This window comes from Robiginitomaculum antarcticum DSM 21748 (genome assembly GCF_000365025.1).
Lineage (GTDB): Bacteria > Pseudomonadota > Alphaproteobacteria > Caulobacterales > Maricaulaceae > Robiginitomaculum > Robiginitomaculum antarcticum.
The window spans coordinates 72,455-91,227 of sequence record NZ_KB823012.1; the positions used below are offsets into that span (position 1 = coordinate 72,455).

Annotated in this window: 19 protein-coding genes and 1 riboswitch; of the genes, 1 reads left to right on the forward strand and 18 read right to left on the reverse strand. The window is 54.8% G+C overall.

All coding sequences use genetic code 11. The features are described from left to right. Positions 1–130 precede the first annotated feature (130 nt). The 16 genes from ilvA to metX form a co-directional block, all read right to left on the reverse strand. A complete protein-coding gene (ilvA, locus tag H142_RS0107130) occupies positions 131–1,678 on the reverse strand; it encodes a threonine ammonia-lyase, biosynthetic (protein WP_017931426.1) in 1,548 nt (515 codons plus the stop codon). Continuing rightward, complete coding sequence (gene leuB, locus H142_RS0107135) at positions 1,659–2,735, reverse strand: 3-isopropylmalate dehydrogenase (protein ID WP_017931427.1); 1,077 nt, start codon at positions 2,733–2,735, stop codon at positions 1,659–1,661. The genes ilvA and leuB overlap by 20 nt, the downstream gene beginning before the upstream one ends. 17 nt (positions 2,736–2,752) lie before the next feature. Continuing rightward, entirely contained in the window at positions 2,753–3,349 is a 597-nt protein-coding gene (leuD, locus tag H142_RS0107140) for a 3-isopropylmalate dehydratase small subunit (RefSeq protein WP_017931428.1), read from the reverse strand. A 157-nt stretch (positions 3,350–3,506) separates the two neighbouring features. Next, complete coding sequence (gene leuC / locus H142_RS0107145) at positions 3,507–4,898, reverse strand: 3-isopropylmalate dehydratase large subunit (protein WP_017931429.1); 1,392 nt, start codon at positions 4,896–4,898, stop codon at positions 3,507–3,509. 2 nt (positions 4,899–4,900) lie between these two features. Next, entirely contained in the window at positions 4,901–6,490 is a 1,590-nt protein-coding gene (locus tag H142_RS0107150) for a 2-isopropylmalate synthase (RefSeq protein WP_017931430.1), read from the reverse strand. Next, positions 6,487–6,792, reverse strand: coding sequence for an ACT domain-containing protein (locus H142_RS0107155; protein ID WP_017931431.1), 306 nt, complete (start codon positions 6,790–6,792; stop codon positions 6,487–6,489). The genes H142_RS0107150 and H142_RS0107155 overlap by 4 nt, the downstream gene beginning before the upstream one ends. Next, positions 6,785–7,087: a hypothetical protein gene (locus tag H142_RS0107160; protein WP_017931432.1), complete on the reverse strand. Its 303-nt coding sequence runs from the start codon at positions 7,085–7,087 to the stop codon at positions 6,785–6,787. Before H142_RS0107160 ends, H142_RS0107155 begins: the two co-directional genes overlap by 8 nt. 1 nt (position 7,088) lies before the next feature. Continuing rightward, complete coding sequence (ilvG, locus tag H142_RS0107165; RefSeq protein WP_017931433.1) at positions 7,089–8,813, reverse strand: acetolactate synthase 2 catalytic subunit; 1,725 nt, start codon at positions 8,811–8,813, stop codon at positions 7,089–7,091. Between the two features lie 242 nt (positions 8,814–9,055). Then, entirely contained in the window at positions 9,056–10,081 is a 1,026-nt protein-coding gene (gene ilvC, locus H142_RS0107170; RefSeq protein WP_017931434.1) for a ketol-acid reductoisomerase, read from the reverse strand. Positions 10,082–10,092: 11 nt separating this feature from the next. Next, positions 10,093–11,763 (reverse strand): dihydroxy-acid dehydratase, encoded by a 1,671-nt coding sequence (gene ilvD, locus H142_RS0107175; protein ID WP_017931435.1) that lies wholly within the window; start codon positions 11,761–11,763, stop codon positions 10,093–10,095. Then, positions 11,747–12,118 (reverse strand): hypothetical protein, encoded by a 372-nt coding sequence (locus tag H142_RS0107180; protein ID WP_017931436.1) that lies wholly within the window; start codon positions 12,116–12,118, stop codon positions 11,747–11,749. Before H142_RS0107180 ends, ilvD begins: the two co-directional genes overlap by 17 nt. A 75-nt stretch (positions 12,119–12,193) precedes the next feature. Then, positions 12,194–12,331, reverse strand: coding sequence for a hypothetical protein (locus tag H142_RS16820; protein WP_017931437.1), 138 nt, complete (start codon positions 12,329–12,331; stop codon positions 12,194–12,196). Positions 12,332–12,441: 110 nt separating this feature from the next. Continuing rightward, complete coding sequence (gene metB, locus H142_RS0107190) at positions 12,442–13,599, reverse strand: cystathionine gamma-synthase (RefSeq protein WP_017931438.1); 1,158 nt, start codon at positions 13,597–13,599, stop codon at positions 12,442–12,444. Then, positions 13,599–13,874 carry a type II toxin-antitoxin system RelE/ParE family toxin gene (locus H142_RS17250; RefSeq protein ID WP_017931439.1) on the reverse strand — a complete coding sequence of 92 codons (276 nt, stop codon included), beginning with the start codon at positions 13,872–13,874 and terminating at the stop codon, positions 13,599–13,601. The genes metB and H142_RS17250 overlap by 1 nt, the downstream gene beginning before the upstream one ends. Positions 13,875–13,888: 14 nt before the next feature. Beyond that, positions 13,889–14,113 (reverse strand): hypothetical protein, encoded by a 225-nt coding sequence (locus H142_RS0107200; protein WP_017931440.1) that lies wholly within the window; start codon positions 14,111–14,113, stop codon positions 13,889–13,891. Positions 14,114–14,139: 26 nt separating this feature from the next. Then, on the reverse strand, positions 14,140–15,090 hold the full coding sequence (gene metX / locus H142_RS14780) for a homoserine O-succinyltransferase MetX (protein ID WP_051048578.1): 951 nt from the start codon (positions 15,088–15,090) through the stop codon (positions 14,140–14,142). A 59-nt stretch (positions 15,091–15,149) separates the two neighbouring features. Next, a riboswitch (SAM riboswitch) is annotated at positions 15,150–15,254 on the reverse strand. 551 nt (positions 15,255–15,805) lie between these two features. Here metX and H142_RS0107210 point away from each other — a divergent pair. Beyond that, on the forward strand, positions 15,806–16,627 hold the full coding sequence (locus H142_RS0107210; protein WP_017931442.1) for an undecaprenyl-diphosphate phosphatase: 822 nt from the start codon (positions 15,806–15,808) through the stop codon (positions 16,625–16,627). Position 16,628: 1 nt separating this feature from the next. On the opposite strand, the gene H142_RS0107215 is transcribed toward H142_RS0107210, so the two are convergent. Beyond that, complete coding sequence (locus H142_RS0107215; protein ID WP_017931443.1) at positions 16,629–17,633, reverse strand: class I SAM-dependent methyltransferase; 1,005 nt, start codon at positions 17,631–17,633, stop codon at positions 16,629–16,631. Between the two features lie 10 nt (positions 17,634–17,643). Next, positions 17,644–18,675: a complex I NDUFA9 subunit family protein gene (locus H142_RS0107220; RefSeq protein ID WP_017931444.1), complete on the reverse strand. Its 1,032-nt coding sequence runs from the start codon at positions 18,673–18,675 to the stop codon at positions 17,644–17,646. Positions 18,676–18,773 lie beyond the last annotated feature (98 nt).

An 18,773-nucleotide genomic window follows, 5' to 3' on the forward strand; every position in this document is an offset into this window, starting at 1 on the left:
TACGCTAATCGAATGTGTACGGTTTGGATTAATGCTCTCTTTTTTGACGCTCACTTAGCACGCGGGAAATGCGGGTCAATCCGGTGAAAATCCGCAGCGCTAAATTACGGCGCTATAGAGGGTAACAGGCCTACGCCCGCAAAAACATTTTAAACGCGGCGTTATCGCTCTCATTGGTCATGGGATAGCCCGTGCTTTGTAGCGCAGTTTCCAGCGCCTCTATGTCAGCATTGGGAATTTGAAAGCCGCATAAGACCTGCCCTTCAGCGCTGCCGTGATTGCGGTAATGAAACAGCGAGATATTCCATTTGCCGCCAATTGCGGTTAAGAAATCCATCAGCGCGCCGGGGCGTTCGGGAAACTCAAAGCGATAGAGCGCTTCATCCACATCGCGGCTGGCGCGACCGCCGACCATGTGCCGAAGATGGCGCTTCGCCAGACGGTCACGCGATAAATCTACCGTATCATAGCCCCCTGCATCCAGCTCCTGCGTCAGCGCTTTGGCCTCAGCTTCTCCGCCTGAGAGTTTCAGACCCACTAATATGCGCGCCTCGTCCTGCCCGTCGGCGAAACGGTAATTAAACTCGCTCACCGCGCGGCCATGCAAGAAGGCGACAAAGCGCTCAAATGCGCCGCGCTCTTCGGGCAATGTGGCGGCGAACAGCATTTCACGGTCTGCGCCCAGCTCGGCGCGCTCGACAATATGGCCGATGCGGTCAAAATTGACGTTCGCGCCGGAGACTGTGACGACGATGTCCCCCTGCGGGGCTGCGCCTGCGCGTATATCTTTTATCAGACACGCCAGGGCGAGCGCGCCCGCCGGTTCAACCACGGTGCGGGTCGTTTCAAATATTGCTTTAACCGCCGCGCTAATCTCGTCATTTGTGACAGTGACGCAGCGGTCAACAACCTGCTCACATATCTTATAGGTCAGCGCGCCAATTTGCTTAACGGCTACGCCATCGGCAAAGCCGTCAATCTTATCCAGCGGCGTGACACACCCATTGGCAAGCGACGTTTGCAATGTTGCGGCGCCGACCGGTTCGCAAGACACAATCTGCGTATCAGGCGATTTAGTTTTGGCCCATGCGCCAATGCCCGAGATGAGTCCGCCGCCGCCAACGCAAACATAAATCGCTGATGGCGTTCGCGGGATTTGCTCGAAGATTTCCTTGGCCACTGTGCCTTGTCCGGCAATGACCTCAATTTCGTCGAAAGGATGGATAAACACTGCGCCGGACTGTTTGGCGTATTCAATCGCGGCCATGCAGGCTTCGTCATAACTGTCGCCGACCAAGCGCGTTTTTGCGCCGCCCGTCTCGACCGCTTTGACTTTAATATCGGGCGTCGTCACCGGCATAAAAATTAGCGCGTCGGTCTTGTAATAGGCCGCCGCTGCCGCCACGCCCTGGGCGTGGTTTCCGGCGCTGGCGGCGCAGACGCCGCGCGCGCGCTCAGCGTCACTCATGGCCGATATGCGGTTCGTCGCCCCGCGGATTTTAAATGAAAACACGTCCTGAAGGTCTTCACGTTTCAGCCAGATATTGCGGCCATATTGCGCTGATAACGCCGCCGCAAATTCCAGCGGTGTGCGGCGCGCCAGCGCGTAGACATTGGCGCTGTCAATACGCGCGCAAAGTGCGTCTAAATCAATATTATTATTGTTTTGAGATGACATGATCCGCTATCCAATCGCCAACGTCCTGCGTTGATAATGATCCACCCAAATCGCCTGTCACATGCCCGCCCTCCAGCGCCGCTTCGACGGCGCGCTCTATCGCTTCGCTCTCAGCGCTCAATCCAAAGGACAGGCGCAGCATCCACGCGGCGGATAAGATCATGGCTATTGGGTTAGCTTTACCCTGATCTGCAATATCGGGCGCGCTGCCGTGAATAGGCTCATACATGCCCACCACGCCTTTTGAAGGGCGACCGTAAGACAGGGAGGCCGAAGGAATAACGCCCATAGAGCCGCATAAAACGCTGGCCTCGTCGGTCAGAATATCACCGAACATATTCTCCGTAAGGATAACGTCAAAATCCTGCGCGCGGGTGAGCATATGCATGGTCATGGCGTCGACCAAAAGATGCTCAAGCTCGACATCAGGATAGTTTTTCGCGACTTTAATAACTGTTTCTCGCCACAGGCGGGAGGTCTCAAGCACATTGGATTTATCAACGCTGGTGACTTTTTTGCGGCGCGTTGTGGCAAGGTCAAACGCTTTTACCGCAATGCGCTCTACTTCCGCTTCGGTATAGCGGCACTCGTCAAAAGCCCCCCTTTCGTCACGGCCTTTTTTACCAAAATATATTCCGCCCGTCAGCTCCCGTATGACGACAAAGTCCGTACCCTCAAGGCGCTCGCGTTTGAGCGGCGCGCGCTCAATCAGCGCCGGATAAGGCTTACAGGGGCGGATATTGGCATAGAGATTAAGGCGTTTGCGAAGCGGCAATAACGAGCCCAGCTCCGGCCGCTCTTCACCTTTCAGATGATCCCACTTTGGCCCTCCCACCGCGCCAAGCAGGATCGCGCCCGTGCGTTTTGCGCTCTGATAACTCTCATCAGGCAGGGGCTTTAATCCTGCGTCAATCGCCGCGCCGCCCACAAGGTGCTGCTCGGCTTTGAGTGTGTGACCGAATTTATCGGCAACAGCATGCAGCACAGCTATTGCGGCCGCGCCCACTTCGGGGCCAATCCCATCACCGGGTAAATATGTGAAATTTATAGTGCTCATCTTGTTTCCTGCTCGAGCTAAAGCTCGCGGCGTGCCTTTTGTTTTTTCTCATATGTTGCAATCGCGTCGTTCTGCGCCGTGAGATATCCCATCTCGTCCACGCCTTCCATCAGGCAGTGACGGGAGAACGCATCAATATTAAAACCAAATGTGCCGCCATTTTTTGGTAGGCGGACTTCGCATGTTTTAAGATCTACCGTGATTTCTTCGCCCGGGTGATCGAGCAGCCATTGATGCGCGTTTTTTTCAATGATGATGGGCAGAAGTCCGTTCTTCATTGAATTGCTAAGAAAAATATCGGCAATTTCACTGCTAATCACAACGCGAATACCATAATCCGTCAGCGACCATGGCGCATGTTCGCGCGAACTGCCACAGCCGAAATTATGCCCGCCGACCAGTATTTCACAGGCTTTCGCGGCGTCGCTATTGAGGATGTGGTCCGTCTCGCGGCCATCTTCATGATAGCGCCAATCGTTAAAGGCATGTTTGCCGAGCCCATCTCGTGAGGTCACCGTTAGGAAGCGCGCCGGAATAATTTGGTCCGTGTCAATGTTGGCGGCTGGCAAGACGAGGGTTTTCGACGTGACGGTTTTTAAAGGAGCGAAGGTCATGAGCTTCCCCCCATCCCCTTCGCTACGCTCAGGGACTTCCCCCGCAAGCGGGAGAAGGTTTGCGCATCCAGAAAGGTAAATCTTCCCCTGTTTACGGGGGAAGTGGGCCGCGCAACGTGCGGGTCGATGGGGGTGGCATGAGCGAAGCGAATAAACATTAAACTAAACTTCCTGCATCCATAATGACGCCGGCAATGGCGCTGGCCGCTGCGGTTTGCGGAGAGGCGAGCACAGTGCGTGCGCCCGGGCCTTGGCGACCCGCGAAATTGCGGTTGGAAGTTGAGACGACTAATTCGCCCGGCGCGGCTTTGTCGCCATTCATCGCGATGCACATAGAGCATCCCGGTTCTCGCCACTGCGCGCCGGCGGCGGTGAACACATCATGCAATCCTTCGGCCTCGGCTTCGCGCTTGACCAGCTCGCTGCCCGGCACAACGATAGTGGTAAGGCCCGCCGCGACTGTGCGTCCGCGAAAAATATCCGCGGCGGCGCGCAGGTCTTCCATGCGCGAATTGGTGCAGGATCCGATAAAGACGCGGTCAACTTTCACGCCTGCAATCTTGGCCCCGCCCGTCATGCCCATATAGATGAGGGCTTTTTCCTCAGCCTCATCGGCGGCAATCGGAATGTTGGCGGCAATCGGCATGGCCATGCCGGGATGCGTTCCGTACGTCACCATCGTCATTATATCTTCGGCTTTTATATAAACCTCTTTGTCATAGGCCGCGCCCTTATCGGTGGCGAGCGAGGCCCAATCCACACATGCGGCATCGTAATCTTCAGGTGTAAATTTACGGTCTTTTAAATAATCAAATGTCGTCTGATCCGGCGCAATCATGCCGCAGCGCGCGCCGGCTTCGATGGACATATTACAGACCGTCATACGGCCATCCATGCTCATCTGCTCAAAAATATTGCCGCAATATTCCAGCGCATAACCCGTGCCGCCGCCCACGCCAATTTTGGCAATAATATGCAAGATCACGTCTTTGGGAGTCACGCCATCTACCAGCGTTCCATTGACATGGATCGCCATGGTTTTGGGCTTTCGCATAAGAATGCATTGCGTGGCCAGAACATGACCGACCTGGGTCGTGCCGATGCCAAAAGCGATTGCGCCGAATGCACCGTGAGTAGAGGTGTGACTGTCGCCGCACACAATGGTCATCCCCGGCTGCGTCGCGCCCAGCTCCGGCCCCATCACATGGACAATTCCGCGATTCTCGCTCTCCCATCCATGAGTTTCGATGCCGTATTCTTCGGTGTTGGCTAATAATGTTTCGACCTGTTTGCCGGCTTGCTCCGTTACAAAAGGGCGGCTGCCATCTTTGTTAATCAGCGTCGGGGTTGAGTGATCAATCGTGGCCAATGTCAAGTCGGGACGGCGCACGGACAGACCGCGCTCACGCAGAACGGTAAAGGCTTGCGGGCTGGTCACTTCGTGGATCAGATGCAGGTCGATATAAAGCGTTGCAGGATGCGCTGCCGTCTCGGCCACGACGACATGCCGCGCCCAGACTTTATCGAAGAGCGTTTGGGGCATAACCATTCCTAATGCTGCGCAGAGATGGATTGGCCGCGCACGGCGCGGCGTTGCATGCGGTTTATGACGTCGAGATAAGCTTTTGCGCCCGCCAGCACCGTGTCGGTGGACGCGCCGCGGCCATGATAGCTCTCAAACGCGGTGGAAACGCGCACGGTCGCTTCGGCCATGGCGTCTTCTCCGCCGGAGACAGAGCTGACCGCGAAGTGCTCCAGCGTCATGGGCGTGTCTGTGATCTGGCTAATGGCGTGAAAGACCGCGTTCATCGGGCCGGAAGCGATTGAGACATGCTCGGCCTCGCGTCCGTCTTCGTGAGAAAGGCGCACTGTCGCTTTGGGCTGACGGTTTTCGTCACTCCCCGCAGAGACATAAAGCGATTTAATCGTCCACGGTCCGCTAGCGCCAACCGCTTCGCCCAGGATCAGCGCTTCGATATCGCTGTCAAAGACTTCTTTTTTAGCGTCGGCTAGCTCTTTGAACGCCACGAAAACGCTCTGCAATTGATTGTCGGATAATTCGAACCCCAATTTACCGGCACGGTTTTTCAATGCCGCGCGGCCGCTATGTTTGCCCAACACAAGGTTGTCCGTTGAGACGCCAACATGTTCGGGTTTCATAATCTCGTAAGTTTCGCGGTTCGCTAACACGCCGTGCTGATGAATGCCGGACTCATGCGCGAAGGCGTTTTTCCCGACAATGGCTTTATTGCGCGGCACGGGATTACCCGTCAGAGTGGCGAGTAATTTCGACGCGCCGTAAAAGCCTTCGGTTTTAATTCGGGTATCTAGGCCGAAAAAATCTGCGCGCGTGCGAAGCGCCATAACGACTTCTTCTGTGGCGCAATTTCCGGCGCGTTCGCCAATACCGTTCATGGCGCATTCGACTTGCCGCGCCCCGCCGCGAATGGCGGCCAGCGAATTAGCGACAGCAAGGCCAAGATCGTCATGGCAATGGGCCGATAATATAATGCTGTCTGCACCGTCAATTTCGCGGGTTAGGAACTCAAACAGGTTTTGAATTTCTTCGGGCGTCGTATAGCCAACCGTATCAGGAATATTAATCGTTGTCGCGCCCGCGCGAATGGCCGCTTCAACTACGGTTTTAAGGTAGTCGCGCTCCGTGCGGATCGCGTCTTCACATGAGAATTCGACGTCATCGGTATATGAGCGGGCCAGCTCAACGCCCGCTACGGCGCGGCGGATAATCTCGTCCTTTGACATTTTTAATTTAAATTCGCGGTGCAGCGGGCTGGTCGCGATAAAGGTATGGATGCGGCCCGACGCGGCAGAGCTGATCGCTTCGCCGCTGGCGCGGATATCGCTGTCATTACACCGCGCAAGGCTGCAGACCGTGCTGTCTTTAATCTCGCGCGCAATCGTCTGGATCGCCTCGAAATCACCCGGAGAGGCTGCGGCAAACCCGGCCTCGATGACATCGACGCGCAAAGCTTCGAGCGCTTTGGCCATTTTAAGCTTCTGTCCGCCGGACATGGAAAATCCCGGCGCCTGCTCGCCGTCGCGCAGTGTGGTGTCGAAGATTTTGACACTTTTGTTTCCCGGATCGGCTGCGCCGACACTCGCCTCTTGTTTGCGTGTCACTGCCAATGCTCCGCATGTTTGCGGCGGCCCACACGCTCGGCGGAAACCACATTATAAAGCCGCTCTAATTGCTTACACAAAATATCCAGATCGCTCGGCCCGCCTGTATCTTCAACATGGACAAGCAGATCGAAATCTCCATCCACGCGCTGGGTGCAATGCACGTCGCGGTAATCATAACCACGGCGCTCTATCGTGCCGAGCGCGCGGATAAGTGTCCCGCTGACATCGTGTAGAACGACTTTTAATTTGCCGGAAACGCCTGAGGGCTCAAAGGTTTTATCACGTTGAAGTTCAGTCATTTTTTTTTCGCCGAATAAATTGGATGAAAGCCCAGTCGATAATAAACGTAAGGAGAACTCCGACCACACAGTACGCAAAAAACCAATGCAAAAGCCAGTTTTCACTTTTGGCTGCCCATCTTAAATCGCCCAAAATTTGACGTCCGTATGGCGTCAGAAAAAGAAAAAGAGCAAAGGCCGCTAACAACGAAGGCACTGCTATCCTTTGAAAGCGCTTCTCCCGAACTTTTCGGCTATTTTCTAATTTGTCCCGCAGTCTTGCCTTGTAGGCAGCTTTGTCAAAATGTTTCGTCATCCTAACGCTCCATCATATCGGCATTGCTGCGGCCTGGCGGGACGAGAGGCCAGACGTTTTCATTCGGATCGATTTTCACATGCATCAAGACAGGGCCTTCGGTTGACAACAGGCGGTCTATGCCGGCGTCGACTTCATCTCTGGTATTGACGGTAAAGGCATCAATTTGAAAGGCGCGGGCGAGTACGGCAAAATCGGGGTTGTCATCCAAAATTGTCTCTGAATAATTTTTATCAAAAAAGACTTCCTGCCACTGGCGCACCATGCCGAGCACGGAATTATCGAGCAGGACGATTTTAAGCGGAATATTATAACGGTTCAGCGTGGCGAGTTCCTGAATATTCATCATGATCGAGCCGTCACCGGATACGGTAATCACCGTGCGCTCCGGCGCGCCAAGTTTCGCGCCAAGGCCGGCAGGCAGGCCAAAGCCCATCGTGCCAAGTCCGCCGGATGTAATGTGATCTTTAGGATCGTCAAAATAGCAATGCTGCGCTACCCACATTTGATGCTGCCCGACATCGCACGTGAAAATTGCGCTATCAGGCGCGCGCCGTGATAAATCATGAAGCAGCTTTGGCGCATAAACAAACTGCCCCGGCGCGTTATAATCCCATTCATATTCCGTGCGGCGGCCATAACATAGCGTGCGCCATTCATCGATATTGGGCGCTTTACCATCTCCTCCAAAAGGGTTTAACGCGGCGAGGTTTTTCTTCAAACTCCCGTCCAAACCGACATTGACGCGGCGCAGCTTACCCAGCTCGGCAATATCAATATCCATATGGATGACTTTGGCGTGGGGTGCGAAGGTGTCGAGCTTGCCTGTGGCGCGGTCATCAAACCGCGCGCCGGCCACGATCAAAAGGTCACATTCCTGCACGGCGTAATTGGCCGCTTTGAGGCCATGCATCCCCAGCATTCCCAAATATTGCGGGTGGTCAGAGGGAAGAGAACCCAAACCTTTCAATGTCGAGACAACGGGAATATCTGTGCGTTCGACCAGTTCGCGTAGCTCGGCGACGCCGTCGCCTTGGGCAATGCCGCCGCCTATATAAAAGAGCGGTTTTTTGGCGTCGCGCATGAGTTGCTCGGCCGCTTTTATGTCTTTGCTTGTCCCCATGTCCGGTTTGACCTTGGGATAGGGCCTCCATCTATGCCTTTCGGTCGTAAGCGCGTTGGCCACGTCCTTAGGCAGGTCAATCAGAACCGGGCCGGGGCGGCCTTCTGCGGCAATGAAATAGGCCTCGGCCACCATGCCCGGAATATCGGCGGGGTCGCGGGCGATATAGCTATGTTTGACGATTGGCATGGTGATGCCAATAATATCGACTTCTTGAAAGGCGTCGGTTCCCATTAAATTTGACGGGACTTGCCCCGTGATAAAGACAACCGGAACGCTGTCCAGATAGGCGTCCGCAATGGCAGTAACGAGGTTCGTCGCGCCCGGGCCGGATGTGGCCAGCGCTGTGCCAACACGGCCCGTGGCGCGGGCATAACCAATTGCCGCCATGCCGCAGCCTTGTTCGTGACGACATAAAATATGACGCAGCGAGGTGCGCGGCAACACGTCATAAACGGGCATGATCGCGCCGCCGGGATAGCCGAAAATCGTATCCACGCCTTGCGCCTCAATGGATTCGAGCAGTAATAGCGCGCCGGATTTGGCCGGACGGTCTGTCGCAACTTCGGTGTCTTGCCGCTCAAATTGTGTGGCTGTAGTCATTATATTTCCTGGCTCGGACTATGTCCGAGACTCGCCTCTTGTGTTTGTGTTCCCGGCTCGACCTGCGGTCGAGACTCGCCTCTTGTGAATGTCACCCCCTCAGTCGCGTGCCGCGACAGCTCCCCCCTCAAGGGGGAGCGGGAGTTGAGTGCTAGCTTCCCACAACTTGCCCCGCCCCCCCTTGAGGGGGGAGTTCCGCGCAGCGGTGAGGGGGTGGCGTGAGCGAAGCGAACCACTACAATCTAATTCTTATCTTTATCAATGATTTTGCCGGCTGCGATCCATGGCATCATTTCGCGTAATTTGCCGCCGACTTGCTCAATTTGGTGAGCTTCCATATTCCGGCGGCGTGCGGTCATAGACGGATAACCCATGGCCCCTTCCATGATGAAGTTTTTGGCGTATGTGCCGTCTTGAATATCTTTTAAGGCCTTGCGCATGGCGGCGCGGCTACTGTCATTCACGACGGCTTCGCCTGTTACATATTCACCAAATTCGGCATTATTGCTGATCGAATAATTCATATTGGCGATGCCGCCTTCATAGATCAGATCGACGATCAATTTTGTCTCATGCAGACATTCAAAATAGGCCAGCTCCGGCGGGTAACCCGCCTCAGTCAGCGTCTCGAACCCCATTTTAATGAGCTCGACAATACCGCCGCACAATACAGCTTGTTCCCCGAACAGATCGGTTTCGGTCTCGTCTTTAAATGTCGTGTGAATAATTGCGGTGCGTCCGCCGCCAATCGCACTGGCATAGGATTTCGCGAGTTCCACCGCGTGGCCGCCATTGGCGTCTTGGGAAACAGCGATGAGATCGGGAATGCCGCGACCTTGGACGAATTCATTGCGGACCGTATGACCCGGCGCTTTGGGCGCGATCATGATGACGTCCAGATCGCGGCGCGGCGCGATTTGGCCGTAGTGAATGGCAAAGCCGTGACCGAAGGCCAGCGCGGCGCCATCTTTGATATTGGGCTCAATATCTTCGCGGTAAATTTTGGCTTGATATTCGTCCGGCGTCAAAACCATCACGACATCCGCGCCTTTAACCGCGTCGGCTGTGGCCATAGATTTCAGGCCAGCGGCTTTGACTTTTTTATTGGTCGCGCTCTCAGGGCGAAGACCGACAACCACATCGACGCCGCTATCATTGAGGTTCAGTGCGTGAGCGTGGCCTTGCGAGCCAAAACCCAGAACGGCAACTTTTTTGCCCTTGATGATCGAGAGATCACAGTCTTTATCATAGAAAATTTCGAGGCTCATAAGAGTAGTCCTTAATCAAACGGGAATGAAGTGACCGCGCCTTTAGACGCGGATTGAACGAGGCGGGCATATTTGGCGTAGGCGCCGCGGGGATATTTGGGTTTGGGCGGGATCCAGCCCTTTGCGCGCGCGGCCAGATCGGCGTCGACATTAATCGTGCGCGCTTCAACATCAATTGTGATCGTATCGCCGTCGCGGACAAAGGCGATCGGCCCGCCATGGGCGCTCTCCGGCGCAACGTGGCCGATAACAAAACCGTAGCTTGCGCCGCTAAATCGTCCATCGGTGATCAGGGCAACGTGGTCAGCCAAATCCTGCCCGACCAAAGCCGCTGTCACGCCCAGCATTTCGCGCATGCCCGGGCCGCCTGCGGGGCCTTCGCCGCGAATGATGATGACGTCGCCTTTATGAATGCCGTTTTTCTTGACAACGGCGAAGCACTCTTCTTCGCTCTCAAACACGCGGGCCGTGCCTTCAAAGTACAATGCACCATGACCGGCCAGTTTGACAACGCAGCCTTCGGGCGCGAGGTCACCATAAAGTATGCCGTAACCGCCGCGTGATTTTACCGGGTCAGCAAAATGGCGCACAACGTCCTGGCCGGTTTTTTCTTTAGCCTTAGAAATCTCTCCAAATATAGATTGGCCTGTCACGGTGGGGCTGTCTTTAATGCGGCCATCGTCGACAAGGCGTTTGCCGATCAAGGCGCTGCCGCCGGCCTCGTGTAGATCAAAGGCCATATATTTGCCGCCGGGTTTTAAATCGCCAATCACGGGGGTGCTGCGCGAAATCTCATCGAAAATATCAATATCAAACGGGACGCCCGCCTCTGTGGCAATGGCGAGTAAATGCAAGATCGCATTAGTCGAGGCGGCCGTGGCGGACAGCGCGATTGCGGCGTTGCGTAGTGAGGCGGAAGTTACAATATCGCGCGGCAAGCGCTGATGTTTCACGCAATCGACAACCAATTCCCCTGCGGCAAAGGCGGCGTCATTTTTGGACGCGTCAATCGAAGGAATATCGTTCAGGCCCATAGGGGACAGGCCGAGAAAGGTCATCGCCATCGCCATGGAATTGGCGGTAAATTGACCCCCGCAGGCCCCCGCGCCGGGGCAGGCCGCTTTTTCAATGTCTTTTAGCTCCGCCTCGTCAATGATCCCCGCTGCGCAGGCGCCGACGGCTTCGAACACGTCTTGGACGGACAAATCGCGACCTTTATGTTTGCCGGGCATGATCGACCCGCCATAAACAACAACACCCGGCACATTCATCCGCGCCAGCGCCATAGCGGCGGCAGGAATTGTCTTGTCGCAAGCGACTAAAATAATGACGCCATCAAGGCTGTGGCCTTGTACGGCCAGCTCTATCGAGTCGGCAATAATCTCGCGGCTCATCAGGGACGCGCGCATCCCTTCGCTGCCCATAGTAATGCCGTCAGATATGGCGATGGAATTGAAATCAACGGGGGTGCCACCTGCAGCGCGAATGCCCGCGCGGACAGGAACGGCCAGCTTGTCGAGGTCCATATTGCACGGGCCCATATTGGTCCATGTATTGAACACGGCAATCATCGGGCCAGCAAAATTATCGTCATCCATTCCGGTTGCGCGCAGCATAGCGCGCGCGGCGGCGCGCGACTGGCCTTTGACAATAGCGTCACTTCTTTTAGAACTCACTTTCATCACCTTTCATGCCAGCCCAAACTTGGAAGTAATGAATGTTCACGTCTTTACCCGCATCATCAAGAATAGTTTGAAATTTAGAATTTAAAGTATCGTAGAACATCGCCCAGGTTTGATTTTCAGGACACTTTTGCTCCCAAAAGAAATCTAGATAGGACTGCAGCCATGTTCCATCAGGCGATACCGCCGTATGCTCAGCTGTTGTGACTGCTGATTTTTTTGATTTTAAAAAGATGATAAATTTTTGACATGTTTTAATATCTAAAAACTTCGCGCCCTTGCCAGAGCGCGCGCGCGCATAGATGTCGCCTAACGGACGAAACATATCAGTATTCTCTTTGATGTAATTATCCATAATGCCTCCCCCTTAAAAACCCTCAAAAAAAAACCCGCTCGTTTCAGAGCGGGTGAACCTAGACATTTGTCTTCGTTACATCCCGCTACCCATGCGAATGAGCAATACCACCAAAAGCAGTACGACAACGCCGGACAGAATGATAACGCCATTATCGCGCGCCGGGGCGGCGGTCTTGACTTTGATCTCGTCTTTACGGTGTGGATAGGTCACAAATAATCTCCTAAGAGGCTTAAAGCGTAAAAACGCGCGACCCGCAAGGCATAATTTGCCGCATAATGCAGCCCAGATGGACGTGAAAGCAAGCTTAAGCCGAAATTTACTTATAGCGCAGAAAATCCTTGCTCTAAATCAGCGATTTGATCATCTTTATGCTCTATACCGACTGAAATTCGCATCAGGCCCGCGCCAATGCCGGCCACCTTCATGGCCGCTTCGCCCATGCCGCGATGGGTCATGGTGGCGGGGTGACAGATGAGCGATTCCGTTCCACCAAGGCTTGCGGCGAGACGAAATAGGCTGAGCGGGGCGACGAATTTAGCCACGGCGTCCGTCCCGCCCTTTAGATCAAAGCTGATCATAAAACCTGGCCCGCTTTGCTGCGTGGCGGCGAGCGCGTAACCGGGATCGGATTTGAGGCCGGGAAAATAGACGCGCTCAACCTGCTTATGGGCATATAGCCATGTGGCCAGCGTCAGGGCATTGCGCTCCATCGCGTCCATACGGACATGCAGCGTGCGAAGTCCGCGCAAGGTCTGCGCGGCGTCAAACGGACTGCCCGTGACGCCTGTGCAATTGGCCCACCAGGCCAGCTCTTCTGCCGTGTCTGCGGTTTTGGCAATTACCGCCCCGCCGACAACATCGCTATGCCCGTTCAGAGACTTGGTGGTGCTGTGCCAGACAATGTCGCAGCCCAGCGCAAGTGGAGTCATGCGCGCAGGTGATAGAAATGTATTATCAGCGACGAGGATTGCGCCCGCCACTTTGCCCGCTTTGGCTATTTTGGCGACATCGACCACGCGCATTAACGGATTAGACGGCGTCTCAATCAGCACCATATCCGCGCCCTTTTTGAGCAGTGCTGCAAGCGCCCCCTCATCCGTTTGATCAACAAAGTCACAAACAATACGCCCTTGTTTGGCGCGTGCTTCAAGCAGGCGATAACTTCCGCCATAACAATCATGACTGGCGATGACTTTGCCGTTAGGCGGGAGAAGATTGAGAATTAAATCCAGCGCCGCCATGCCGCTGCTGGTAATCACCGCCCCCGCGCCGCCCTCAAGTTCGGCCAGCGCGACGGCTAAAATATTGCGGTTCGGATTAACTGTGCGGCCATAATCATACGGCCCTTTTTGCTCAAACCCGTCCCATAGATAGGTTGAGCTGGTATAAAGCGGAGGCACAACCGCGGCGTAAGCGGGATCGTCGCCAAGCCCGGCTTGGACGGTTTGCGTAATGGGGTGTTTTGGGATTTTGGTCATTAGCTAAAATTTCGATTTTGAAAACGGAAAATACCGACGATTTCCATGTTATCCTTCTTGTGAACATATGTAATATTAAAACGGTATTTCTGTGTCGGAAACAGTCGACTGCCATCGTAAAGCGGCCGTCCTGAATCAGGAAAAGCTTTTAAAACATCAATCGTTTCATAAATATCTATTCGGATATTGTCCGCAGTTTTAAGCGATATCGCTGCATAATAGTTTCGAATATTCTGGAGGTCACGGAGTGCGCTACGACGGTAAACGATTTTCATACAAATCTAATTTGTTAGTGCGGAAGTGGCTTGCCGAATACTGCGTCAATCTCTGCAACGCTCGCATATTGCGGATTCGTATCAGCCATACGGCGTGCATTTTCAACGGCTTGTTCAGGCGTTAAAGCGGCATCAGTTCCAAATGAGGCCATAGCACTTTCTAGAAGTATTTCTACAAAATTGCGATCTTCTCCCTCAAGCTTTTCAGCAAATTCTACGAATTTTTGTAACGTACCCATGGTGCATTCTTATCCGATTTAGTAGGTTACGCCAACCCCTCACAAAATGAGGCCAGTCTTGGCCCCATGGCATCATATTCTTTTAAAAATGCATCATGACCGAAAAGTGAGGTGAAGGTAAAAAGTTCGGACGGGCCGGCGAGACGGTCCCGCAATTCGCGCATATCGGGTAGGGGGGCGAGTTGGTCGCTGATCGCGCTCATTAGGAGTGTCGGTGTCGAGATGCGCTCCGGCTCGACGCGGTGAAGGTCAATGCTCTCGCTCATCGCCAGAAAGCGCTGCGCGTCCATTGAGGCGGCGAAGTCGTCGCCGCGGCTGCCTAGATAGCTGCAAATATCAAAGGCGGACGGAGAGTGCTGCGTCTCTTGAAGGTTAAACCGATCCGCAAATTCTTCGGGTGTGCGATAGGTTGTCATGGCTAGCTCGCGCGCGAGTTTTAGCCCCTCCTTGGGACGCCCCGCTGCCATACCGAGACGCACAATGCGCCGCTGTATGCCGCGCCAGCCCACGCCGATGGGATAAGGACGATGGCCCGCGCCAATGACGCATAAATTTTTAAGTGTTTCCGGATGGTTTTGCGCTAAGGCCAGCGCACCCATCCCGCCATAAGAGCTGCCGATAACCGCGTCAGCGGGGCGACCTAAATGCTCAATCAAAGCGGCAATTCTGCGTGCCTGATCGCTTGTTGTGATGGTGACGGCTTGGTCTTCAGCGTCTGAATTGGGCGCGAAGTCATATCCAACAACGCAGAGCTGATTGAGGTCAATTGGCCCGGCTGCGCGTACCAAAGGCGACCACCATCCCGCACCGACAAAGCCATTATCAGCGACAAAGCGCGTGGCTGATATTCCGCCCAGCACAATGACTAATGGCCCGCCTTCCTGCCCGTAACGGCGTGCTCGCACGACATCGTCTTTGAGGATGTTACCGCGCTCCAGCGTAAAGTCGCCGAGATTTATCTCAATGTCGCGCGCCATACCGGCTCCATAAATATCTTCGAAAGGCCGAGGAGGGAGCCGCGCGGGTTTTGCGCTCGCTCTCATCGCTCAGGCCTTGCCCGAAGGATTTAGCACCGTCCGATAGCATATCGGGGTTGCTCTAGCATCATCGGGCCTTATCCCTCCGCTAGTCTTGATGAGTAAGCCGCGTATGGCGAATTGTGAATTGACCGTCAAGATATAAGTAATCTATCCCAGCGCTGTTAAACCCAATCCACGATATTATGCTTAAACTTATCTATAAAACCGTACATTTCAAAAGAATAATCCCCACCCCTGAATCCTGCCCTATCTTCAAACTGTTCTTATCTCATTGGGCAGGCAAGCGTACGTTGGCTGGCTGGCAGGTAAGACGGTGTTGGGTGTAGGTTCCGATGGTAACGCAAAGGAGGCCGGCCCGCTAAGCGTGAGCTGTCTAGCGCCTCGACTGGCTAATTCGGCCGCTTAGCAAAGACATTGCTGTGCTGATGTTCAAACAGAGTTTGGGCGCCATGTCGGGTATGCGGCGCGATCCGTACTTCCGGCAGGGACTTTAAGAAACGAAATTACATTTACGCGTACCCAAACAGGTAGCCCTGTTTTTTAAAGTCCCGCACAGACGCCCTTTTTTAAACACAAAACTGCAACAGAGAAGAGACTGAAAACGACACCACATTTAAACCCCTTCATAACCAAATCGGCATAGTTGCTTCATATGGACTTTTGGCACCTCGTTTTACTTGCGCTTATTCAGGGGCTGACGGAATTTCTTCCCGTAAGCTCAAGCGCGCATCTTATCTTGCCGGCCAAGGTGATGGGGTGGCCCGACCAGGGGCCGCTAATTGACCTTATGGCGCATCTGGGATCATTGGGTGCGGTCATGCTTTATTTTCGGCGGGACGTTGGCGATATTGTGGTCGGCGCGTTGGGACGGATCAATTTAGCCAAGCCGGACGCAGCGCAGCGCCAATTGGCGCTTAATATCGCTGTCGCGACGCCGCCCGTATTAATCGCGGGATTTGCTATGAACGCTGTAGGGTTGGATGAGGCCGTGCGCAGCCCCCTGATTATTGCTTTGACTATGGCCGGGTTCGGGATCGTGTTGTGGCTGGCTGATATTTGGGGGAAATCCGAAAAGACGGCTGATCAGATGACCATCAAAACTGCCGCATTTTTGGGGCTGTCACAGGTTTTAGCGCTAATTCCTGGGACGTCGCGCAGCGGTATTACGATGACGGCAGCGCGGGCGCTGGGCTTTACCCGCCCCGAAGCCGCGCGGTTTTCTATGCTGATGGCGATACCCGTTATTTTAGCGGGAGGGCTTTATGCGCTGTTCAGACTTGTCACAAATGGCGAAAATGCGGCCAGCCTGTCTGACGGGCTGTGGGTTGTCGGGCTGTCATTTATCGCGGCCTATGCTGCGATTGCCGTCTTTATGAAGCTAATCGCGAAAATTAGCTTTTTGCCCTTTATGATATACCGCGTCGCGCTGGGCGCTATCCTGCTGTTTTGGATTGTCTCGGGCGGCGCGGCTTAACTTAATCCTTGCGGAAACGAAGCGTCATCCGGTCAGACTCGCCAACCGCGATCATCTTAGCGCGCATCTCAATTTTTTGTGCGGCCATTTCAGGCGTATCCGTTTCGGCAGGATTTGTGGTGCCGAATGTGGGCGGAAGACGCCAGACAATATCGTCTTCTGTCGGGCGGTCATTAGAATTGGCGTTCATCTCGCTGCGTGCCACGAGAGTAAATCCGGCATCTTTAAAAGTTTTAATGACGAAGCTTTCTTTGAGGTAGCCATTATTGCCATTAGCCCATTCATCCGATGCGCTCTCAGGCGCGCGGTGCTGCACGACGCCGACAATCCCGCCGGGTTTCAGCATGGCATAAGACTGCGCCGCGGCATTGCTCAGATATTGGCCCTGCTCTTCGAACCGCGCCATATTGTGCAGGGCGCGAATAAACAAAACCGCATCGACAGTGCCCAAGCGCGATTGTGGGACCGTAGAAAATGTGGCGGCAGAGACGGCAGCGCCATTGGCACCGCGCCAAGGCTGTGCGTCGTCTGTCCAGGTTTTCGCCCAAGTTTTTTTGGCTTTCATAGCTTCTTCGGTCATGAAGCCGAAATTGGACCACATATCATAATCATAATCCAGACCGATAACTTCGCCGTCCGGCCCCAGATAATTGAGCAGGATTTTGGTATACCACCCGCCGCCGGGCAGAGCTTCGGCGACAGTCATGCCGGGCTCTATGCCGAAAAAGGCCAGTGTATTGCCCGGATGGCGGGCCTGATAACGTGTCTTAACATTTTCGTCCTGGGCGGAGAGAGCCGCGAGGAGTTCCGGCCGCACCTCTACTGACCCGGCGGTCACGGTCGGCACTTGCGGCTGGTCGCCTAAATCAAATTCGGGCGCGGGCTCAGCCGTCTCAGCTTCGGGCGCTTCAACCTGCGTCTCAACAGGTTTCGCCTCGTCAGTCTTGGGCCCGCACGCGCTAAGCAATGCGGCTAAGCTTAATGTCAGTAATAATTTCGATGTCATAATATGTCCCCTAATTTTCTTTTATGTCTTCGAGCCTTTCATGGAACTGGCCGTATTTACGGTAGCGTTCCAGATAGGTCGGCACGATGGCCTCCAGCGCTTCGGGCTGGATGCCCAGCGCGTCAAAGCCTTGGGCCTGCTCGCCGACAATATTGTCAGTCTTCAGATTGGTCACTTGGTCGCGTGTCAAAAACGGCGTGATCACAGGCAGCGCGCCGGACAGTTCTCCGGCAAAGCCCATCGCCATAGCGACCGGCCACGGCAGAGGCACTAAGATACGCTTTTTATCAATCACGTTCAAGACATAAGCCAGCAGCTCTTTAAACGTATAGGTCCCCGGCCCGCCCAGCTCATAAGTCTGCCCGGCAGAACCGGCGGTAATAATCCGCGTGACCGCTTTGGCGACATCTTCGGCATAGACGGGCTGGAACAGCGTCCTGCCGCCGCCGATCAGCGGCAGCGCCGGAGACATTTGCGCCATTTTGGCAAATTTATTAAAAAACTCGTCTTCCGGGCCGAAAATGATGGAGGGGCGAAGAATGGCTGCGCCGGGCAGGGCGCCGCGCACCGCCGCCTCGCCCAGAGCTTTGGTGCGGGCATAGTCGCTGCCGCTGTCCTCATCTGCGCCAATAGCGGAGATGTGCACGGCGTTGGTAATGCCGGCGGCTTTGGCGGCCTCGGCGATGCTGCGCGCGCCCTGGACATGCAGGGATTTGAAATTCTGCGCGCCGGATTCAAATAGCAGCCCGACGCAGTTCACCACCGCGTCCGCGCCGTCTACGGCCTGTTCAATCGAGGCTTTAAACCGCAAATTGGCCTGCATAAGCTGGATTTGACCGACACGGCCCATGACTTTAAGGTCGGGCGCGGTGTGGGGGCGGCGCAGCGCCACCCGCACGCGATACCCGCGCGCTGCCAGAGCGCGCACAATGTAGCGCCCGACAAATCCCGATCCGCCAAAGACGGTGACCAAACGTGTTTCTATTGCCATTTTAATGCCTCTTAACCGCGCGCGCGTCGCGCCGGAATCTCTCTGCGCCATAGCTCTAATCCCGGCCTCTGACAAGATGGCAGGCGGGCGCAGCCCCGTCTTGTTTTTGCCAGATTTCTTCGGTTTACCCCGCCGCAATAACGCGTTGA

Coding starts and splice junctions, on each gene's coding strand:
- ilvC (WP_017931434.1), bottom strand. CDS start 10,081: ATGAGCCTCGAAATTTTCTATGATAAAGACTGTGATCTCTCGATCATC.
- H142_RS0107220 (WP_017931444.1), bottom strand. CDS start 18,675: ATGGCGCAGAGAGATTCCGGCGCGACGCGCGCGCGGTTAAGAGGCATT.
- H142_RS0107200 (WP_017931440.1), bottom strand. CDS start 14,113: ATGGGTACGTTACAAAAATTCGTAGAATTTGCTGAAAAGCTTGAGGGA.
- H142_RS0107160 (WP_017931432.1), bottom strand. CDS start 7,087: ATGACGAAACATTTTGACAAAGCTGCCTACAAGGCAAGACTGCGGGAC.
- H142_RS17250 (WP_017931439.1), bottom strand. CDS start 13,874: ATGAAAATCGTTTACCGTCGTAGCGCACTCCGTGACCTCCAGAATATT.
- leuB (WP_017931427.1), bottom strand. CDS start 2,735: ATGAGCACTATAAATTTCACATATTTACCCGGTGATGGGATTGGCCCC.
- H142_RS0107155 (WP_017931431.1), bottom strand. CDS start 6,792: ATGACTGAACTTCAACGTGATAAAACCTTTGAGCCCTCAGGCGTTTCC.
- ilvA (WP_017931426.1), bottom strand. CDS start 1,678: ATGTCATCTCAAAACAATAATAATATTGATTTAGACGCACTTTGCGCG.
- ilvG (WP_017931433.1), bottom strand. CDS start 8,813: ATGACTACAGCCACACAATTTGAGCGGCAAGACACCGAAGTTGCGACA.
- H142_RS0107180 (WP_017931436.1), bottom strand. CDS start 12,118: ATGGATAATTACATCAAAGAGAATACTGATATGTTTCGTCCGTTAGGC.
- metB (WP_017931438.1), bottom strand. CDS start 13,599: ATGACCAAAATCCCAAAACACCCCATTACGCAAACCGTCCAAGCCGGG.
- H142_RS0107210 (WP_017931442.1), top strand. CDS start 15,806: ATGGACTTTTGGCACCTCGTTTTACTTGCGCTTATTCAGGGGCTGACG.
- metX (WP_051048578.1), bottom strand. CDS start 15,090: ATGGCGCGCGACATTGAGATAAATCTCGGCGACTTTACGCTGGAGCGC.
- H142_RS0107215 (WP_017931443.1), bottom strand. CDS start 17,633: ATGACATCGAAATTATTACTGACATTAAGCTTAGCCGCATTGCTTAGC.
- leuC (WP_017931429.1), bottom strand. CDS start 4,898: ATGGTTATGCCCCAAACGCTCTTCGATAAAGTCTGGGCGCGGCATGTC.
- ilvD (WP_017931435.1), bottom strand. CDS start 11,763: ATGAAAGTGAGTTCTAAAAGAAGTGACGCTATTGTCAAAGGCCAGTCG.
- leuD (WP_017931428.1), bottom strand. CDS start 3,349: ATGACCTTCGCTCCTTTAAAAACCGTCACGTCGAAAACCCTCGTCTTG.